The sequence below is a fragment of the Primorskyibacter sedentarius genome, assembly GCF_004342065.1.
GTDB classification, from domain to species: Bacteria; Pseudomonadota; Alphaproteobacteria; order Rhodobacterales; family Rhodobacteraceae; genus Primorskyibacter; species Primorskyibacter sedentarius.
The window spans coordinates 131,373-149,005 of the sequence record NZ_SLZU01000001.1; the positions used below are offsets into that span (position 1 = coordinate 131,373).

Consider the following 17,633-nt stretch of genomic DNA (forward strand, 5'->3'; position numbering starts at 1 on the left):
TCATGACGCGCCCAGCGATATCTTTTGAATTCTTCCCACCCCAGAACCTCGAGGCGTCTTTTCGTCTTTGGGACACGGTGCAGGTCCTGGCGCCGCTGGGCCCGCGTTTCGTCTCTGTCACCTATGGCGCGGGCGGAACGACCCGTGATCTGACCCGTGACGCCGTGGCCACGCTGCACAAGTCCAGCGGCCTGCCAGTCGCCGCCCACCTGACCTGCGTCAACGCCACCCGCGAGGAAACGCTTGGCATCGCACGTGACTTTGCTGCTGCGGGCGTGTCCGACATCGTGGCGCTGCGCGGTGACCCGCCCAAGGGGGCTGACCGGTTCGAACAGCATCCCGGCGGTTTCGCTGACAGCTGCGAGCTGATCGCGGCCCTGAAGGAGACCGGTGATTTCACCATTCGCGTTGGCGCATATCCTGACAAACACCCCGAGGCAGCCGACAACGCCGCTGACGTCGCCTGGTTGAAGCGCAAGTTCGAGGCGGGCGCGTCCGAGGCGCTGACCCAGTTCTTCTTCGACGTCGACAGCTTTCACCGCTTCCGCGACGATTGCGCGGCGGCTGGCATCGATACGACCAAGATCGTGCCCGGCATCCTGCCAATCGAGAATTGGAAAGGCGCTGTGCGCTTTGCCAAACGGTGTGGCACGCCCGTCCCCAATTGGGTCGTCGACGCCTTCGAGACGGCGGAACGCGACAACCGCGAGGATCTTCTGGCAACCGCGATCTGCACCGAACTCTGTTCAAACCTTCTTGATGCAGGCGTCGACAAGCTGCACTTCTACACGATGAACCGCCCGGAACTGACGCGTGATGTCTGCCATGCACTTGGCGTGACCCCGGCTGTTCGGCTGGAAAACGTGGCCTGAATGCCATCGGCGCGGGATATCATCTACCGGTGTCTATAGCTTTGAAGAAGATCCGTGGATGGTGCCCCCTGCCCCGGGCATGACCCGGGGCCTCTCCGACAGGTTGGCCAAAAGGCCCCGGGTCAAGCCCGGGGCGCGATAGCATCAGAACAACCCTTGTTTCAGAGGCCCAGGTAGGACTCGCGCGCCTGCACATCCTCCTCGAGCGCAGCACTGTCCCCGCGCCAGACCACGCGACCGCGTCGCAGGATATGATTCATGTCAGCGATACGCATCAGGTCGTGCAGGTTCTTGTCCACGACGAGGATGGACATGCCGCCTGACGCAATTTCGGAGAGGGCCGACCAGATTTTCTGCCGGACCAGCGGGGCCAGCCCTTCGGTCGCCTCATCCAGGATCAGCAGCTTGGGATTGGTCATCAGAGCCCGCCCGATTGCCAGCATCTGCTGCTCTCCCCCCGACAGCAGGTTTCCCATCGACCCGGTGCGCGCCTCCAGCTCCGGAAACAGCGCCAACACCCGAGCAACCGTCCACGGGTCAGGTGCCCCCAGATGGTTTGACGCTGTCGCAACAAGGTTCTCCATCGCGCTCAGGTTCGGAAATATCTGCCGCCCTTCCGGCACAAGACCAAGACCCAGCCTTGCGATCTGATGGCTTTTGATGCCGGTCAATTCCTGCCCGTCAAAAACCACCGACCCGGCAGTGGCTTTCACGATCCCCATGATTGTGTTGATCGTCGTCGTCTTGCCCATGCCGTTGCGCCCCAGAAGCGTCGCCACCTGCCCTGCGCCAACCGTCAGGTCAACGCCGAACAGCGCCTGGCTCGCCCCGTAATGGGCGGTGAGGTTCGAGACAGTCAGCATGCGCTATTCCTCGCCCAGATAGGCATGTTGCACGGCCGCATTGGCGCGGATTTCGTCCGGGGTGCCGGTGGCGATGACATGCCCGTAGACAAGCACGGAAATCCGGTCGGCCAGTTGAAAGACCGCGTCCATGTCATGCTCCACCAACAAGATGGTGTGCCGGGATTTGATCTGGCGCAGAAGGGTGACCATATGGGCGGATTCCTCTCCGCCCAGGCCCGCCATCGGTTCGTCCAGCAACAACAGTTCCGCCTGACCGGCCAATGCTATGGCAATCTCCATATGCCGATGCTCACCATGGCTGAGCGCGCGCGTGGGCAGCTGGGCCTTGGCCTCCAGCCCGACGCGGCGCAGCAAGCCCATCGCGCCCTCGCGCAGCGATGCGTCCTGTCTGGCTGCCCTCAGGAACCGAAAGCTGTGCCCCTGCCGTGCCTGAACAGCCAGTGCAACATTATCCAGCACGCTCATATCCATGATCAAGGAGGTGATCTGGAAAGACCGGGCGATGCCCAGATGCGCGCGGGCATGGGCGGGCAAAGGCACCAGATCGCGCCCCTTGAACAGGATGCGACCAATATCGGGCTTTTGTCCGCCGGAAAGTTGCGACAACAACGTCGTCTTGCCCGCGCCATTGGGGCCGATGATGGCATGAACCTCGCCCGCCTCCACCGACAGGGACAAATCATCGCTGGCTTTGATGCCGCCAAAGCCTTTGTTGAGGGACTGAATTTCCAGAAGCGCGCTCATTCCTTGCCCCCCCGGAGCAGCCCCATCAGACCGCCGCGCACGAACAGGACAACCCCGATCAGCATCAGCCCGAACGGCAGGTGCCAGTAGATTGTCAGGCGGCCCAGGAACTCCTCCAGCACGATGAAGGCTGCACTTCCCAGAACCGGGCCAAGCGTGGTGGCCGCGCCGCCAAGAATGACCATGAACATCAACTCGCCAGAGCGCGCCCAATCCATCATCTCCGGGCTGATGAACGTGGTGAAATTGCCCAGAAGCGCCCCGGCATAACCGCAGATCGCGCCGGAAATCACATAAGCCACAAGGCGGTAGAGGTAGACGTTGAAGCCCAGCGTGACCATGCGCTCTTCATTGCCCTTGGCACCCTGCAATACCATGCCGAAGCGGGAATTGACGATGGTGCGCACGACCAGCATGACGACGACGAGCGAGACATAGGCCAAGGCGAAGAGCTGCAACGGGTCATCCAGATTGAACCCGGGCAGCTCTGACCGCGTGTCAATCACCAGCCCATCATCGCCGCCATATTCCTCGATCGAGACGATCAGGTAATAGACCATCTGCGCGAAAGCCATGGTGATCATGATGAAATACACCCCCCGGGTGCGCAGACAGACTGCCCCCGTCACCAGCGCGAAAAGTGCCGTGATCGCGACGGCAAGGCCGATCTGGACAAACCCGTTGGTGGTGGCCAGCGCGTCCATCCCGCCATACAGCCAGTGATGCGCCGGAATGCCCACCGCATAGGCGCCCAGCCCCAGACAGGCGGCGTGACCAAAGCTCACCAGCCCGCCATAGCCAAGGATGAGGTTCAGGCTGACCGCCGCGATGGCCAGAATGGTCAGCCGAGTGGCAAGGTCGAGATAGAAGGCGTTGCCCGTCCAGAAGAAAACCGGCGGCAGCACTGCAAGCAGCGCCATGACGGTCAGTGTGATCCATGTCATGCGGGTCATCAGCGGGCCTTTGGCGGGAACAGGCCCTGTGGGCGCAGGGCCAGTACGACGGCCATGATGATATAGATGAGCATGGCGGAAATCGCGGGGGCAGAGGTTTCTGCCGCGTCTTGCGACATCACCAGCTTGAACAGGTCGTCAAGGTAGCTGCGCCCCAGCGTGTCGATCAGGCCGATCATGAGCGCCGCGATGAACGCCCCTTTCATCGAGCCGATGCCGCCGACGATGATGACCACGAAGGCGGTAATGATGATGTTGTTGCCCATCCCGATAGACGCCTCGGTGATCGGTGCGATCAGCATCCCCGCCAGCCCGGCCAGTGCCGCGCCCAGCGCGAAGACCAGCGCGAAAAGCCGCTCGATATCCACACCCAGTGCAGACACCATCGTCCGGTTTGACGCCCCTGCCCGGATCAGCATGCCCAGCCGCGTATGCGTGACCATCCAGTAAAGACCCGCCGCAGCCGCCAACCCCGCCCCGATGATCATCAGTCGAAAGCTGGGGATCACCAGCGTTTCCGTCAGCCTGATCTGTCCGTTCAGGAAGTCGGGCAAGGGCACGGCGATGCCTTCCGGGCCAAACACCAGATGCACCAGCGTGTCGATCACAAGGATCAGCCCGAAGGTCGCCAGCACATGATCGAGATGATCACGCGCATATAGCGGCCTTGCGATGAACCTTTCGACCAGCAGGCCCGCAACCGCCGTCACCGGCAGTGCCAGCAGCACTGCGAGAAGGAAATTCCCAAGGACCTGGGTCAGCCAAGCACAGACGAACGCGCCAAGCATATACAGCGCCCCATGCGCCAGGTTCACGAAATCGAGAATGCCGAAGACCAGCGTCAGCCCGGAGGCGACGAGGAACAGCAGCAGCCCCAACTGCAAACCGTTGAGGAACTGGATGACAAAAAGCGATAGGTCCAAGGCGGTCTCCTGCCTCACATGCGAGGGCCGCCCACGATCAGGGGCGGCCCGAATGGATCTGACTCTTTGTCAGCTTACATTTTGCACTCGGCTGCGTAGCTGTCCACGTGATCTTCGTAGACTGTTTCAACGACCTTTGTGGTCCATGTGCCATCCGCGTCCACGACAACCTCTCGCAGGAAAAAGTCCTGCACGGGCATGTTGTTGGAGCCAAAGCTGAAATCACCGCGAACGGATGCAAAATCGGCGGATTTCAGCGCCGCCTGTACGGCATCCGGGTCCGACATATCACCGCCCACAGCCTCGACCGCGCTGGCAATCAGCATGATCGCATCATAGCTTTGCGCGGCGTAGAAAGAAGGGTAGCCGCCATATTTCGCCTTGAAATCACTTACGAATTTCTTGTTTGCCTCGTTGTCCAGCGACGGATCCCACTGGTTCGTAGTCTTCGATCCCAGCACGCCCGAAAAATCGGCTTCCTGCAGCTTTGGCAAGGACAGGCCATCAACCGTGAACACCGAATAAAGCGGCAGTACATCTTTCAGGCCCGCCTGATGGTACTGCTTGATGAAGGCGCCGCCTGCCGCACCGGGGTAGAAGACGAAAAGCCCATTCGCGCCGCTGGCTTTGGCCTTGGCCAGCTCTGCCGAGAAATCAAGCTGCGCGTCGGCACCCCATTTCGTCAGGTCCTTGCCCTTGATCTCTCCTTCAAAGACGCGTTCGACCCCGGCCGCCATATCCTTGCCCGCGGCATAGTTCGGCGCCATGATATAGAGCGACTGCACGCCCTGACGGTTCAGCACCTCGCCCATCGCCATCGGCGTCTGGTCATTCTGCCAGCTGGTCGAGAAGAAATGCGGATCACAAAGCTTGCCCGCGATCTGGCTGGGCCCGGCATTGGCCGAGATCAGGAACTTGCCCGCATCCAGCACCGATTTGCGCGAGGCAAGCAGCACATGGCTCCAGATATAGCCCGCGACGAAATCCACGTTATCCTGCTTGACCAGCTTGTCAGTGACCTGCTTGCCCGCGTCGGGCGCGAACTGATCGTCGCCATAGATCACTTCGAGCCTGGTCTCACCCGCCATGCCGCCCAGATGGTCCATCGCCAGATCGACTGCGTTCTTCATGTCGTTGCCGATCACGGCGGCCCCGGTTGTCAGCGTGGTGACGAAGCCGATCTTCACATCCTCGGCCAGTAGCTGCGCGGGCGCCGCCATCATTGCGGCCACCATCGCCAGTCTGCTGAATCCGTTCAAGTTCATCCCCGTGCTCCGTCTAAGTGTTCGGCATTCGCCCCCTCAAAGGGACATGACAGACGACAGAAAACATGAACGCACGGCCAAGCGCAACGCTTTCCGCCGCCTTGACCAAAGGGCATTTGTGTCAAACACAGCTTCAGACCCGCGCGTCAGGCGCGGCGGATCTGTGCGGAACCGGGCACCGCCCGCCTGTCAGAACGCCTTGAAGGTCATCGTCGTCATCGTGCGTTCCAGACCCTCGATATCCAGCATATGAGAGTTGATGAACTTGCCAACATCCTCCCCCTCGGGGATGTAGAGTTTCATCAGCAGGTCGTATTCGCCGCTGGTGGAGTAAAGCTCCGAATGGATTTCCTTCAGCGCGATGGCATCTGCAACCTTGTAGGTCGTGCCGGGTTTGCAGCGGATCTGGACGTAGACGCAGGTGGTCATGCGTGCTCCTCGTTGGCGGGACGTGTCTGGCGCAAGGCTGGCACAGCAACAGGCGACACACAATGGGGTTGCACCCTCTTGGCGCTGGCCGGACAGCCGCCTATAAGCGCCGCAGTGACACGAAGGATGCCCCATGCGCAAAGCCGAAATCACCCGCAACACTGCCGAGACGCAGATCAGCGTTTCCGTCAATCTTGACGGCACAGGCAAATATGACAACCAGACCGGCGTGGGGTTCTTCGATCACATGCTGGATCAGCTGTCGCGCCACTCGATGATCGACATGACAGTGCGCGCCACGGGTGACTTGCATATCGACGATCACCATACGGTCGAAGACACCGGCATCGCGTTGGGTCAGGCACTGGCGCAGGCGGTTGGCGACAAGCGCGGCATCCGGCGCTACGGCGAATGCCACCTGCCGATGGACGATGCACAGGTTCGTGCAGCACTGGACCTGTCGGCGCGGCCGTTTCTGGTGTGGAGCGTTGACTTTCCCACCGCCAAGATCGGCGCGTTCGACACGGAACTGGTGCGCGAATTCTTTCAGGCGCTCGCAACGCATGGCGGCATCACGCTGCATATCGACCAGTTGCACGGCTTCAGCAGCCACCATATTGCCGAGGCTGCCTTCAAGGCGGTGGCGCGCGCCCTGCGCATGGCGGTTGAACAAGATCCGCGCGCTGGCGATGCGTTGCCCTCGACCAAGGGCGCGCTTTAAGAACGGCGCGCGCGGTCCCTTGCACCGGGAACCCGGCCTGACCAACCAATGGGTTATCTGCCTTCGGGCGGACGCCCCCCACACCACCCACAAGTGACCCCGCGCCCGTCTCACGGCAACCGGCACCAAGCAACACGAGGCCCAGATGCTGACAGCAATCATCGATTACGGAAGCGGCAACCTCCACTCGGCGGAAAAGGCGTTTCAACGCATGGCGCTGGACGTCGGCGCAGGTGATGTTGTCGTTACCGATGACGCAGATGTGGTGGCCCGTGCCGACCGCGTGGTGCTGCCCGGCGACGGTGCCTTTCCCGCCTGCCAAAGAGAGCTGACCGGCCATTCAGGGCTCTATCAGGCGATGGTCGAGGCTGTGGACACGCTTGGCCGCCCCTTCCTTGGCATCTGTGTCGGCATGCAGCTGATGGCGCGGCTGGGCCATGAATACGAAGAAGTCCCGGGGTTGGGCTGGATAGATGGCGAAGTCACGCGGATCACACCCGCTGACCTGGCGCTGAAAGTCCCGCATATGGGATGGAACGATCTGGTGATCGACACGCCGCACCCTGCTCTGGCCGGAGTGCAGACCGGCGATCACGCCTATTTCGTGCATTCCTACCATATGGCGGTGCAGGATCCCGCGCAGCGGCTGGCGCATGTCGATTATGGCAGCGAGGTGACTGCAATCGTGGGCGTGGACAACAAGCTGGGCTTCCAGTTCCACCCCGAGAAAAGCTCGGATGTCGGGTTGCGGATGATCGCCAACTTCATGACCTGGACACCCTGAGAGCGCGGCACGCGGCCTAGTCCGAGTGGAAGGTCTCCAGCTCGGGCCGGGTGCCAATCGTGACGTGGTCGATCTCCTCCATCGCGAAACCGCGGATCAGTGACGGGATCATCATGCAGACCAGCACAAAGATCGGCAGCCCGACCACCGTGATAACCTGCTGGAGGGCCGACAGCCCGGCATCCCCGGCAAGAATGATCAGCATGGCAGCGACCAGCCCCTCTGCCGCGCCCCAGAAAACCCGCTGACGCACCGGGCCGGGTGTGGCCTTGCCCGTGCACAGCATATCCACGACAAGCGAGGCACTGTCCGAAGAGGTTGCAAAGAAGATAGCGACAATCACCACTGCAAAGCCCTGAATGAATTCCGTGAAGGGGAAGTGCTCGAAGAAGGCGAACATGGCCAGTGGCACGCTTTCGGCAACGGCCGCGCTGATTTCACCTGCCTGATCGCCAAGTGCCGCGCGCGCTGCAAGACCCAGCCCGTCGAACTCCATCGCCTGCCAGCCGAAGATCGCAAACCAGATCAGCGTGAAAAGCGAGGGCGCCATCAACACGCCAAAAACGAATTGCCGGATGGTCCGCCCGCGCGAAATCCGCGCCACGAAAATTCCGATGAATGGCGACCATGTTACCGTCCAGGCCCAGTAGAATACCGTCCACGATCCTTGCCAGCCCCAATTCGCATTGTCGGGGTTTTCATTCGCCAGCATGTCGTTCCAGAAGGCCAGACGCGGCAGGTTTTCGAGATAGAGGCCAAAGGTCTCTACGATCCCGCGCAGCAGGAAAAGGGTGGAGCCGAAGATCAGCACAAAGAACATCAGCGCCACGGCCATCCCGATATTGAGGTTGGACAACAGCTTCACGCCCTTATCAAGCCCCACCACGATAGAGGTGATGGCAACGCCTGTCAGCACCGCAAGGATCATCACCTGCACGCTTGCACCATCGCCGGTGCCAAACAGCGCATCCAGCCCCGCCGCGATCTGGCTGGAACCAAGCCCAAGCGACACGGCCACGCCAAACAGCGTGCCAAGGATCGAGGCCACATCAATGGCTTTGCCCACCGGCCCGTAGATCCGCTCACGCAAGAGCGGATAAAAGACCGACGACACGCGCACCGGCAGTTCATAGCGGTTGATGAAATAGGCAAAAGCCAGCCCCGGCAAGGTGAAGATTGTCCATGTGTGTAGGCCCAGATGATAGATCGCGATGGCAATCGCGTCCCGCGCGGCCTCTTCGGTATGGGGCATTACGCCCGGCAGCGGCGGGTTCGCGAAATGCGAAATCGGCTCTGCCACGCCCCAGAACATCAGCACCGTGCCGATGCCCCCGGCAAAAAGCATCGTGAACCAGCTGAGGTTGGAATATTCCGGTTTCGATCCTTTGGGCCCCAGCCGGATATGCCCGTGCCGGGACGCAGCGGCCCAGATCAGAAAGCCCAGCCAGACATTGACGCCGAGAATGAAAAACCAGCCAAGGTTGGTCACGATCCATGCGCGGCCCACAGCGAAGGCGTCGCCGATTGGCTCCGGGAACAGGATCAGGGCTACAACGAAGACGAACGTGAGGCCCGCAGCAGTGAAGAAGATTGTCGGATCTGTCCTGAGACCGAGTTTTCGAGCAAGTTTCTGCACTGGAGCCCCCGCATTTGTTGCCACGCGGAATTAACGCGGGCGTGAAGGGGATTGTTCCGAAAAGAAAATCTCTGCGTCTTGCGCGGCGCGCGCCGCGGTGGCCTCTCTCAATGGGCCTTGGGGCCGGGCAATGCGGGTCACTGTGAAGCATCCCGCATGCAAATTTGTATGGTCGGTCTCAGTTCACACGCGACCATGTCTGGCCGCGGCAGATGCCAAGCACGCAGCCCTCGACCTTCAGGGAGTTACCGCTCAAAGCCATTTTCGAGTTGTAGGTCTTGTCGCGATCAGGTGCCCAGATCTTGCCGCCGGAATACTTGCCGCTGCCCTTCGGTTTCATGCCCCAAATCATCCGCTTGCCGATATTGGGCGAGCTGACTTTCTTGCCTGACTTGTCATAGCCCTGCCCGAGGACGCCGCAGATCTCGGCCCCGCAGGTGCTGATCGTCACCAGCCCGTAATTGCCGTTGTCATCGGCTTGTGTCTTCCACGTGCCCGCAACCGGGTCGGCCAGTGCTGCGCCGGATACCAGCGCAAGTGCTGCGGCCAATGCCGTCAATTTCATCTCATTTCCTCCCTGAGTACTGGCGTGATCCTGACGCGGCCGCATGACCGCGATCAAGTCTGACGTCAGGTCGCGTTGCAATCTGTGACGCAGCGGTGCAAAAGCCGGGTCGGACGCGTTTGACAGGAAGACACCCATGATCCTCTACCCCGCCATCGACCTCAAAGACGGCCAGGCCGTGCGCCTTTTGCGCGGGGACATGGAGAAGTCCACCGTCTTCAACGACGACCCGGCCGCGCAGGCGATGGAGTTTGTCGAGGCGGGATGCGAATGGCTGCATCTGGTCGATCTGAATGGCGCTTTCGCGGGCGAGCCGGTCAATGCCGCAGCGGTGGAGGCGATTCTGGCGCGTACAAAGGTGCCCGCCCAACTGGGCGGCGGCATCCGCGACATGGCGACGATCGAACGCTGGCTGGAACGTGGCCTCGCCCGTGTGATCCTTGGCACCGTTGCAGTGGAAAACCCCGGTCTGGTGCGCGAGGCTGCGGCCGCCTTCCCCGGCAAGGTCGCAGTGGGCATTGATGCCCGCAACGGCCGCGTTGCCACCAAAGGCTGGGCCGAGGAAACCGACGTGATGGTCACCGACCTTGCCCGCAGTTTCGAAGACGCAGGCGTTGCCGCGATCATCTATACCGACATCAACCGCGATGGCGCCATGCAAGGCCCGAATACCGAAGCGACCGCGGCACTGGCCCGCGCCGTCTCCATCCCGGTGATCGCAAGCGGCGGCGTGTCCTCGCTGGAGGACATCATCGCCCTGCGCGATTGCGGTGCCAACCTGAACGGCGCCATCTCGGGCCGGGCGCTTTATGACGGCGCGCTGGACCTGACAGCGGCCCTCGCTGCGCTGAAAGCCTAGTTGCCCGCAGCGGCGGCTGTCAGCTTCGCCAGGGCGCCCGCCATCGTCTTCACATAAGGGGCGTCGTCGGGGATCGACAGATCGTCCAGCATCTCTTCGGGGTCTTCATAGGCCAGCCACACCTGCCCTGCGCCGTCCTTGTAGACCAGCACCCTGAGCGGCAGGAACAGCCCGGCCAGCGCATCATCCTGCATGGCAGGCGTGCCCAGTTTGGGATTGCCGAAGATCAGCAACTGTTCGTCATCCAGCGCCATGTCGACAGAGGCCGCACCGGCCGCATGGTCAACCCGGGCAAAGACGGTGGCCCCGGCGCCTTTCACCGCCTCTTCCAGCCGGTCCATCGTTGTGGCCACGTCCCCTGCGGCCTGAACCTTGACGATATCATCATTGCTGGCAAATGCGGGGGCTGCGACAAGGCAGACAGCGGCGGCAAGCAGGTGTTTCATCATGCGCTCCATAGGCAAAAATCCAACTGCCATGGTCGTATACCCGTGCGCGCCTGCCCAGAAACAATCTCGTGATCGCGCCTTGGGGCGGAATATCGCTAGCGCAGCGCGTTGGTCCGGTGCAACCGCACCTTCAGCCCGCCAAAGGACACAGGTGCCCCCTGCGGCAGAAAGGGCAAACCGGTTGCCTTTGCCAGCCCCGCCTCGCTGGTGACCAACCCCACGCGCCACCCGGCAAAGCGCTCTTTCAGCACCTGCCCCAGCGATCCGTACAGCCCGTAAAGCAGCTTCTTGTTGCCGATACGCGCCCCGTAGGGCGGGTTGACCATCACCAAACCCGGCGGGCCTTCGGGCGGCTCCAGCGCGCTGATCGGCTGACAGGCGAATTGCGTGACGGCTGACACCCCGGCACGCGCCGCATTGGCCTCGCTCATGCGGATGGCGCCAGCATCGCGATCAAACCCGTAGAAGCGCACAGGCCCCTCAGGCGTAGCCGACGTCCCGCGCAGCGTGGCAAAGGCCCCCGCATCGAACCCGGCAAACTGCTCGAATGCAAAGGCGCGCGACCGCCCCGGCAACAGCCCGGACGCCCACTCCGCCGCCTCTATCGGAAACGTCCCTGACCCGCACATCGGGTCGACGACAGGCTCTGCCCCGTCATAGCCGCATTGCCGCAGAAACAGCGCCGCCAGCGTCTCGCGCATCGGCGCCTTGCCAACGGCCTCCTTGTGCCCGCGCTTGTGCAGCGCCTCGCCCGACGTATCGACAGAAAAGCCGCAGAAATTATCTTCGATCCGGGCCAAAATGCGCACCGGCGCGCTATCGGTCACCTCTGCACCCAGCTCTTCGGTGATCGCGCGCACGATCCGCTCGCTGGCCGCCCCGGCATGGTAGATCTTCGACCGCCTGCACGTCACCTCGACCTTCACCGGCACATCGGCACGCAACACTTCGCCCCATGGAAACTTGCGCGCCCGCTTGTCCAGCTGCGCCAGATGGAACACCGGAAACCCGCCGATCCGCGCCAGGATCCGCCCGGCCCCGCGCAGGCACAGATTGGCGCGCCAGACATCGGACCAGCCCCCCTGAAAGCTGACACCCCCCGGCACGACCTCAAGCGGTCCAAAGCCAAGCGCGGCAGCCTCTTCTGCCAGCACCTCTTCCAACCCCGGCGCTGCGGCCAGGAAAATCTCGAATGTGTTTTCCATCCCGCACCCTTAGATCAATCCCGCACGCCCCGCGACAGCTTTCTCCGCCGACCTCTCCATGGCTCGGCGAATGCCTTCGGCGAGGGGCACGCGACATGCAGGCAGCCTGATGCCGCGCGCAGGCTTTCCCGGCTTGCCGCCCGCCCCGCTGCGGCGTATGAGAACTCCCATGTTGAAAACCCGCATCATCCCCTGTCTCGACGTGGCCGATGGCCGCGTGGTCAAAGGCGTGAATTTCGTCGATCTGCGCGATGCCGGCGATCCCGTTGACGCCGCCCGCGCCTATGATGCCGCAGGCGCGGACGAGATCTGCTTTCTCGACATCCACGCCACCCATGAAAACCGCGGCACCATGTTCGACGTGGTCACCCGCACGGCAGAGCAATGCTTCATTCCGCTCACCGTCGGCGGTGGTGTCCGCACGGTCGCTGATGTCCGCGCGCTTCTGCTTGCCGGTGCTGACAAGGTCAGCTTCAACTCCGCCGCCGTGGCCGACCCGGATGTCGTTGCCCGCGCCGCTGACCAATTCGGCAGCCAGTGCATCGTGGTGGCCATCGACGCGAAAACCGTCTCCCCCGGGAAGTGGGAGATTTTCACCCATGGCGGCCGCCGCCCCACCGGGATCGATGCCGTGGACTTCGCCCGCACCGTCACCGAAAAGGGCGCCGGGGAGATCCTGCTCACCTCGATGGATCGCGACGGCACGCGCGCAGGATTTAACCTGCCGCTCACGCGCGCCATCTCGGATGCGGTCAACGTGCCGGTGATCGCCTCGGGCGGTGTCGGCACGCTGGATCATCTGGTCGAAGGCGTCACCCAAGGCGGCGCCTCGGCCGTCCTCGCAGCCTCGATCTTCCACTTCGGCGATTACACGATCGCAGAAGCGAAGGCGCATATGGCCGCCGCAGGTATCCCGATGAGGCTGTCATGACCCTCGAAGACCTTGCTGCCATCGTGGCCGCCCGCGCACAGGCCGATCCGGACAGTAGCTGGACGGCCAAACTGCTCGCCAAGGGCCCCGAGAAATGCGCCGAAAAATTTGGCGAAGAAGCCGTCGAGGCCATCATCGAAGCCATCAAGGATGACAAACCTCGCCTCACATCCGAGTCCGCAGACGTGCTCTTTCACCTGCTGGTCATGCTGCAATCGCGCAATGTGCCGCTGTCGGACGTCATGGACGAACTCGCTCGCCGCCAGGGCACCTCCGGCCTCACCGAAAAGGCGTCACGCAGCCAATAGCGGGCTACGGGACGGCGGGCGGGGCGCCTTCCGGCAAAGCCGGAACAGCGGCGCAAGCCGTTCCTATAGTTTCGACGACACGATTCCAGTGTTGAACCCGCCCATCCGCAACTCGCCAAAGAGCCGCTGATACTCGATCTTCGGGCACCTGTTCATCACCACTTCGCAGCCAGCCGCACGGGCCTTCGTGGCAGCCTCTGCATGCTCCACGCCAATCTGCATCCAGATCGTGCGGAGCCCCGGAAGAACATCAAGTGCCTCGTCAACAATCCCCGGCACCGCTTCGGATCGGCGAAAGACATCCACCATATCCACCGGCTCATCGATCTCCGACAAGGATCCGCGCACCACGCCCCCGAACAAGCACTTGCCAACGTGGCCGGGGTTCACCGGGATAACCCGATACCCTTTCAGCGCCAGATAGCGGCCAACATAATGGCTTGGCCTGACAGGGTTCGGCGAAACCCCGACCACCGCGATCACCCGCGTCCGCGTCAGGATTTCTTTCAGAAAAGCATCGGAATACGTCTCGCTCATGTCGCAACGCTAGCGTCATCTTCGGTCAAGAAAAAGCCGAAAAGAAAGGGCGCTCAAGAGCAAGTCTTGAGCGCCAGTCACGGAACGAGGGACAGTGATAAAGAGCTGCAGGGTTCCGGCCTGCGCTCTTGTTAGAGTAGATAGGCAACACATCCGAACTTAAAAGGAGGCATCAAGAAAATGTGATTGACAGGCCCATGCCGACAGATTCGCGGCGTTCAGACCGCCTGCGCTTCCCCCGATGGCGGAAGGGTGCGGGTTGGCTCTGCCGTTTCATGCACCCGCTCGGACGGATCCACCCCAACGGTTCGGGCCTGCCTGAGGAAGAAGAGCTTCCCCGCCCCGCGCCACGTCCCGACCGAAGGTGCCTGCACGTCACAAGGGAATCGTTGCTTCCAGCCTTCGGGCAATGGCAGGCCGCAGGCTTCGGCGCGCTCCAGCATCCAGACCAAGGGGATGTTCGATAACGGCCGCGACGCGTCATGACCGCCGAGCTGCCCGCCGACATCACCATGCGTGCCGCGAAACCAGACCTGCTCCACATCTCCGGACCAGTCGCTCGGCGTGTTCCACAACACCGGCTGATACGCCATGCGAGTCTCGTCCAGCGCCAGCGCGTGATAGCCGTGATGAATGGTTGGCCCCAATTCGTGGCTGTGAAACTCGTGCCGGTCTTCGGTCAGCCGCCACAGTACCGGAAAACGCAAACCCAGCGCCTTCACCGTGTCCCACACACCGACCATTTCAATGGGCGCTTCCGGGTGGCAGTGCTTTTTCCCATATTCGCGTGTTGCACGCCCGACCGGATCACACTGATACAGGCGAAAAATCGTCCGGATATTGCGCACTGTCGCTTCCTCGGGGCGCAACAGCCCCACCCTGTCGATGATCCCCGCCAGTGACCGGACGGCATAGGCGCCCCGCGAATATCCGAAAAAGAAAATCCGGTCGCCCGGGCGATAGCGCGATGCCAGAAACCCATAGGCGCGCCGGATCTGGCGGTTGATCCCCCGGCCGGTCAGGACATCCGTGGTGCTGCGCCATTCGCGCCATTGGATGCCCGCCTCGTAATACAGCGACAGCTGCCCGTTCATTTCCTCTAAAAGGCGGTAGGTCAGCCCGGCATTGGTCTCTTCCCCCGGTTTCAGCGAGGACATCGTCCCGTCAAGGATGACGACATGGGTGCGCGCACCACGCCGGGCGCTCAGCGCCGAATGATCGGCGCGAAACGTCCGGCGTAACCAGCCGGCAATCCTGTCATTCAGCCGCGATGGCCGCATCCTGCAACATTCCCCATACTCTGTGCGGCGTGAACGGCATATCCGCCTGCCGCACGCCTTTGTCCCACAAGGCGTCCTGCACCGCATTGGCCACGGCGGCCAGCGCCCCCACGGTCCCGGCCTCGCCACAGCCTTTCATCCCCATCGGGTTGGCCGTCGACGGCACCGGACGTGTGGAGAAAGAAATCATCGGCATATTATCGGCACGCGGCACCGCGTAGTCCATGAACGAGGCCGTGAGCAGTTGCCCGTCCTCGTCATAGACCACCCGTTCCGTGATCGCCTGCCCAAGCCCTTGCGCCACCCCGCCATGCACCTGACCTTCGGCCAGCATCGGGTTGATCAGGTTGCCGAAATCATCCACGACCGTATAGCGGTCCACCACGACAACGCCCGTATCCGGGTCAATCTCCACCTCTGCGATATGGGCACCGTTGGGATAGGACCGCCCCGGCAGTTCGTCGCGGGTTTCATGCCGCAGAAGATCCTCGCGCCCTGCCTTGCGCGCCATCTGGGCGACTTCGAGCATCGTCGGCGTCACATTCGACCCCTCGGCGCGGAACTGCACGTCGTCAAAGCTGACCTGCGCCGGATCGACACCCAGCTCACCTGCCAGGAATTCCGAAAACGCGGTGACGATATTGGCAACTGCCTTCAGCGTGACATTGGTCTGCGTGGTGACAGAACGTGACCCGCCCGTGCCGCCGCCCTTGGCGATCAGGTCACTGTCGCCCTGCACGATGCGGATCTGATCCGCCGGAATGCCCGTTTGGTCGGACAGGAACTGCGCATACACCGTCTCGTGGCCCTGCCCGTTCGACTGTGTTCCGACAAAAAGGGTCACGCTGCCATCCTCCTCGAACTCAACTCGGGCACCTTCGGAAGGATCACCCAGAATACTTTCGATATAGTAACAGATGCCCAGACCGCGCAGACGTCCCTTTGCTTCGCTCGCCGCCCGGCGCGCGGCAAGCCCTGAAAGATCGGCCTGGTCCGCGGCAGCGTCCAGCAGCTTGGCGAATTCGCCCACATCATAGAGCTCTCCGGTGGCGGTCTTGTAAGGGAACGCAGCCTCGGGGATGAAGTTCCGCTTGCGCAGCTCTACCGGATCGACGCCCAGCTCCCGCGCGGCGCGATCCATCAGGCGTTCCAACAGGTAGATCGCTTCCGGTCGCCCCGCGCCGCGATAGGCATCGACGGGCGCCGTGTTGGTAAAGAACCCCTCTGCCCGCAGCCATGTGGTCTGCACGTCATAAGTGCCCATCAGCACGCGGCTGAACAAAAGGGTCTGGATGGCTTGGGCAAACTGCGAATTATAGGCGCCCAGATTGAATTTCGTATGAACCCTGTATGCGGTGATCTTGTGATCCGCGTCAAAGGCCAGCTCTCCAAGGCTGACCAGATCGCGCCCGCCATTATCCGACAGCATCGCCTCTGTCCGGTCGGACATCCAGCGCACGGGACGCCCCAGCGTCTTGGCCGCAAAGGCCGCGACGTGATATTCAGGATATGCGAAACTTTTCATCCCAAAGCCGCCGCCCACATCGGGATTGGTCACGCGGACCTTTTCCGGCGGCAGGCCGAACGCACTGGCGAGCAGCGATTTCTGCCCCCAGACCCCCTGCCCGTTCACCGACAGGTGCAGCTTGTCACCATCACATTCGGCAAAACAGCCGCGCGGCTCCATCGAACAGACCATGATGCGGTTGTCCTCGACCTCCAGACTGACAACATGGGCCGCTGCCTCAAAGGCCGCATTGCAGGCGTCCTCGTCGCCCAACCCGTAGTCAAGCGCGCGGTTGTCCGGTGCCTCTTCGTGGATGGCCACCTCTCCGGGAACCCAGTGCATCTGGGCGGGCAACTCGTCATAATCCAGCTCGATCAGCTCTGCCGCGTCCTTGGCCGCCTCCATCGTGTCGGCAATAACCATCGCGACCGCTTCACCGACATGGCGCAGCTTGCCGCGCGCCAGCACCGGACGGTCGGGCGCCGCACCATCCGTGCCATCGCGGTTAGGCTGGGTCGTGCCGGGGATGTTGATATCGATCCCACCATCCAGCAGATCCTGCGCCGTCAGTACGGCATACACCCCAGGGGCTGCCCGCGCCTCTGAGACATCCAGCATGGTGATCGTGGCATGTGCGACGGGCGAGCGGAACACGAAGGCAAACAGCGCCCCTTCCGGCACGATATCATCGACATACCGCCCATGCCCGGTGAGGAACCGAACATCCTCAACCCGCCTGACACTCTGGCTTTTTCCAAACTTGTCCATGTCGCGCACTCCCCAGCATGTCTTCTGCATT

General features: G+C 62.2%; 19 protein-coding genes. 6 read left to right on the plus strand and 13 right to left on the minus strand.

Annotated elements, in window-relative coordinates:
• Positions 1-2: 2 nt before the first annotated feature.
• A complete protein-coding gene (gene metF / locus EDD52_RS00645) occupies positions 3-872 on the plus strand; it encodes a methylenetetrahydrofolate reductase [NAD(P)H] (protein WP_132241096.1) in 870 nt (289 codons plus the stop codon).
• A 161-nt stretch (positions 873-1,033) separates the two neighbouring features.
• Here the strand turns inward: metF and EDD52_RS00650 are convergent, their stop codons facing one another.
• The 6 genes from EDD52_RS00650 to EDD52_RS00675 form a co-directional block, all read right to left on the minus strand.
• Complete coding sequence (locus EDD52_RS00650) at positions 1,034-1,735, minus strand: ABC transporter ATP-binding protein (protein WP_132241097.1); 702 nt, start codon at positions 1,733-1,735, stop codon at positions 1,034-1,036.
• Between the two features lie 3 nt (positions 1,736-1,738).
• The gene (locus EDD52_RS00655) at positions 1,739-2,482 is read right to left on the minus strand and encodes an ABC transporter ATP-binding protein (protein ID WP_132241098.1); all 744 of its coding nucleotides are present in this window, start codon (positions 2,480-2,482) and stop codon (positions 1,739-1,741) included.
• A complete protein-coding gene (locus tag EDD52_RS00660; RefSeq protein WP_243651797.1) occupies positions 2,479-3,426 on the minus strand; it encodes a branched-chain amino acid ABC transporter permease in 948 nt (315 codons plus the stop codon). Before EDD52_RS00660 ends, EDD52_RS00655 begins: the two co-directional genes overlap by 4 nt.
• A gap of 8 nt (positions 3,427-3,434) precedes the next feature.
• Positions 3,435-4,358, minus strand: coding sequence for a branched-chain amino acid ABC transporter permease (locus EDD52_RS00665; protein WP_132241100.1), 924 nt, complete (start codon positions 4,356-4,358; stop codon positions 3,435-3,437).
• A gap of 74 nt (positions 4,359-4,432) precedes the next feature.
• Positions 4,433-5,623: an ABC transporter substrate-binding protein gene (locus EDD52_RS00670; protein WP_243651798.1), complete on the minus strand. Its 1,191-nt coding sequence runs from the start codon at positions 5,621-5,623 to the stop codon at positions 4,433-4,435.
• Between the two features lie 189 nt (positions 5,624-5,812).
• A complete protein-coding gene (locus EDD52_RS00675; RefSeq protein ID WP_132241101.1) occupies positions 5,813-6,052 on the minus strand; it encodes an Lrp/AsnC ligand binding domain-containing protein in 240 nt (79 codons plus the stop codon).
• Positions 6,053-6,185: 133 nt separating this feature from the next.
• On the opposite strand from EDD52_RS00675, the gene hisB reads away from it, so the two are divergent.
• Together hisB and hisH are read left to right on the plus strand one after the other, a co-directional pair.
• A complete protein-coding gene (gene hisB, locus EDD52_RS00680) occupies positions 6,186-6,773 on the plus strand; it encodes an imidazoleglycerol-phosphate dehydratase HisB (protein ID WP_132241102.1) in 588 nt (195 codons plus the stop codon).
• A 145-nt stretch (positions 6,774-6,918) separates the two neighbouring features.
• Positions 6,919-7,557, plus strand: a complete 639-nt coding sequence (hisH, locus tag EDD52_RS00685) for an imidazole glycerol phosphate synthase subunit HisH (RefSeq protein WP_132241103.1) — start codon at positions 6,919-6,921, stop codon at positions 7,555-7,557.
• A 16-nt stretch (positions 7,558-7,573) separates the two neighbouring features.
• Here hisH and EDD52_RS00690 read toward each other — a convergent pair whose 3' ends face one another.
• Together EDD52_RS00690 and EDD52_RS00695 are read right to left on the minus strand one after the other, a co-directional pair.
• The gene (locus tag EDD52_RS00690; RefSeq protein WP_132241104.1) at positions 7,574-9,193 is read right to left on the minus strand and encodes a BCCT family transporter; all 1,620 of its coding nucleotides are present in this window, start codon (positions 9,191-9,193) and stop codon (positions 7,574-7,576) included.
• Positions 9,194-9,371: 178 nt separating this feature from the next.
• Positions 9,372-9,758 carry a DUF2147 domain-containing protein gene (locus tag EDD52_RS00695; RefSeq protein WP_132241105.1) on the minus strand — a complete coding sequence of 129 codons (387 nt, stop codon included), beginning with the start codon at positions 9,756-9,758 and terminating at the stop codon, positions 9,372-9,374.
• A gap of 136 nt (positions 9,759-9,894) precedes the next feature.
• Here EDD52_RS00695 and hisA point away from each other — a divergent pair, with 136 nt between their 5' ends.
• Positions 9,895-10,617, plus strand: a complete 723-nt coding sequence (hisA, locus tag EDD52_RS00700) for a 1-(5-phosphoribosyl)-5-[(5-phosphoribosylamino)methylideneamino]imidazole-4-carboxamide isomerase (protein ID WP_132241106.1) — start codon at positions 9,895-9,897, stop codon at positions 10,615-10,617.
• Here hisA and EDD52_RS00705 read toward each other — a convergent pair.
• Together EDD52_RS00705 and EDD52_RS00710 are read right to left on the minus strand one after the other, a co-directional pair.
• Complete coding sequence (locus EDD52_RS00705) at positions 10,614-11,066, minus strand: DUF302 domain-containing protein (RefSeq protein WP_132241976.1); 453 nt, start codon at positions 11,064-11,066, stop codon at positions 10,614-10,616. The two genes, hisA and EDD52_RS00705, sit on opposite strands and share 4 nt — an antisense overlap.
• A 95-nt stretch (positions 11,067-11,161) precedes the next feature.
• Complete coding sequence (locus EDD52_RS00710) at positions 11,162-12,271, minus strand: THUMP domain-containing class I SAM-dependent RNA methyltransferase (RefSeq protein ID WP_132241107.1); 1,110 nt, start codon at positions 12,269-12,271, stop codon at positions 11,162-11,164.
• A 169-nt stretch (positions 12,272-12,440) separates the two neighbouring features.
• Here EDD52_RS00710 and hisF point away from each other — a divergent pair, with 169 nt between their 5' ends.
• A complete protein-coding gene (hisF, locus tag EDD52_RS00715) occupies positions 12,441-13,202 on the plus strand; it encodes an imidazole glycerol phosphate synthase subunit HisF (protein WP_132241108.1) in 762 nt (253 codons plus the stop codon).
• Positions 13,199-13,510, plus strand: a complete 312-nt coding sequence (locus EDD52_RS00720) for a phosphoribosyl-ATP diphosphatase (protein ID WP_132241109.1) — start codon at positions 13,199-13,201, stop codon at positions 13,508-13,510. Before hisF ends, EDD52_RS00720 begins: the two co-directional genes overlap by 4 nt.
• A gap of 63 nt (positions 13,511-13,573) precedes the next feature.
• Here the strand turns inward: EDD52_RS00720 and EDD52_RS00725 are convergent, their stop codons facing one another.
• The 3 genes from EDD52_RS00725 to EDD52_RS00735 all read right to left on the minus strand — a co-directional run bounded on the left by EDD52_RS00725 (position 13,574) and on the right by EDD52_RS00735 (position 17,602).
• Positions 13,574-14,047 carry a CoA-binding protein gene (locus EDD52_RS00725; protein WP_132241110.1) on the minus strand — a complete coding sequence of 158 codons (474 nt, stop codon included), beginning with the start codon at positions 14,045-14,047 and terminating at the stop codon, positions 13,574-13,576.
• Between the two features lie 218 nt (positions 14,048-14,265).
• Entirely contained in the window at positions 14,266-15,327 is a 1,062-nt protein-coding gene (locus EDD52_RS00730) for a DUF2235 domain-containing protein (RefSeq protein WP_132241111.1), read from the minus strand.
• A complete protein-coding gene (locus EDD52_RS00735) occupies positions 15,305-17,602 on the minus strand; it encodes a xanthine dehydrogenase family protein molybdopterin-binding subunit (protein ID WP_132241112.1) in 2,298 nt (765 codons plus the stop codon). The genes EDD52_RS00730 and EDD52_RS00735 overlap by 23 nt, the downstream gene beginning before the upstream one ends.
• Between the last annotated feature and the right edge of the window lie 31 nt (positions 17,603-17,633).

Coding starts and splice junctions, on each gene's coding strand:
- metF (WP_132241096.1), top strand. CDS start 3: ATGACGCGCCCAGCGATATCTTTTGAATTCTTCCCACCCCAGAACCTC.
- EDD52_RS00650 (WP_132241097.1), bottom strand. CDS start 1,735: ATGCTGACTGTCTCGAACCTCACCGCCCATTACGGGGCGAGCCAGGCG.
- EDD52_RS00655 (WP_132241098.1), bottom strand. CDS start 2,482: ATGAGCGCGCTTCTGGAAATTCAGTCCCTCAACAAAGGCTTTGGCGGC.
- EDD52_RS00660 (WP_243651797.1), bottom strand. CDS start 3,426: ATGACATGGATCACACTGACCGTCATGGCGCTGCTTGCAGTGCTGCCG.
- EDD52_RS00670 (WP_243651798.1), bottom strand. CDS start 5,623: ATGAACTTGAACGGATTCAGCAGACTGGCGATGGTGGCCGCAATGATG.
- EDD52_RS00675 (WP_132241101.1), bottom strand. CDS start 6,052: ATGACCACCTGCGTCTACGTCCAGATCCGCTGCAAACCCGGCACGACC.
- hisB (WP_132241102.1), top strand. CDS start 6,186: ATGCGCAAAGCCGAAATCACCCGCAACACTGCCGAGACGCAGATCAGC.
- hisH (WP_132241103.1), top strand. CDS start 6,919: ATGCTGACAGCAATCATCGATTACGGAAGCGGCAACCTCCACTCGGCG.
- EDD52_RS00695 (WP_132241105.1), bottom strand. CDS start 9,758: ATGAAATTGACGGCATTGGCCGCAGCACTTGCGCTGGTATCCGGCGCA.
- hisA (WP_132241106.1), top strand. CDS start 9,895: ATGATCCTCTACCCCGCCATCGACCTCAAAGACGGCCAGGCCGTGCGC.
- EDD52_RS00705 (WP_132241976.1), bottom strand. CDS start 11,066: ATGATGAAACACCTGCTTGCCGCCGCTGTCTGCCTTGTCGCAGCCCCC.
- EDD52_RS00710 (WP_132241107.1), bottom strand. CDS start 12,271: ATGGAAAACACATTCGAGATTTTCCTGGCCGCAGCGCCGGGGTTGGAA.
- hisF (WP_132241108.1), top strand. CDS start 12,441: ATGTTGAAAACCCGCATCATCCCCTGTCTCGACGTGGCCGATGGCCGC.
- EDD52_RS00720 (WP_132241109.1), top strand. CDS start 13,199: ATGACCCTCGAAGACCTTGCTGCCATCGTGGCCGCCCGCGCACAGGCC.
- EDD52_RS00725 (WP_132241110.1), bottom strand. CDS start 14,047: ATGAGCGAGACGTATTCCGATGCTTTTCTGAAAGAAATCCTGACGCGG.
- EDD52_RS00730 (WP_132241111.1), bottom strand. CDS start 15,327: ATGCGGCCATCGCGGCTGAATGACAGGATTGCCGGCTGGTTACGCCGG.
- EDD52_RS00735 (WP_132241112.1), bottom strand. CDS start 17,602: ATGGACAAGTTTGGAAAAAGCCAGAGTGTCAGGCGGGTTGAGGATGTT.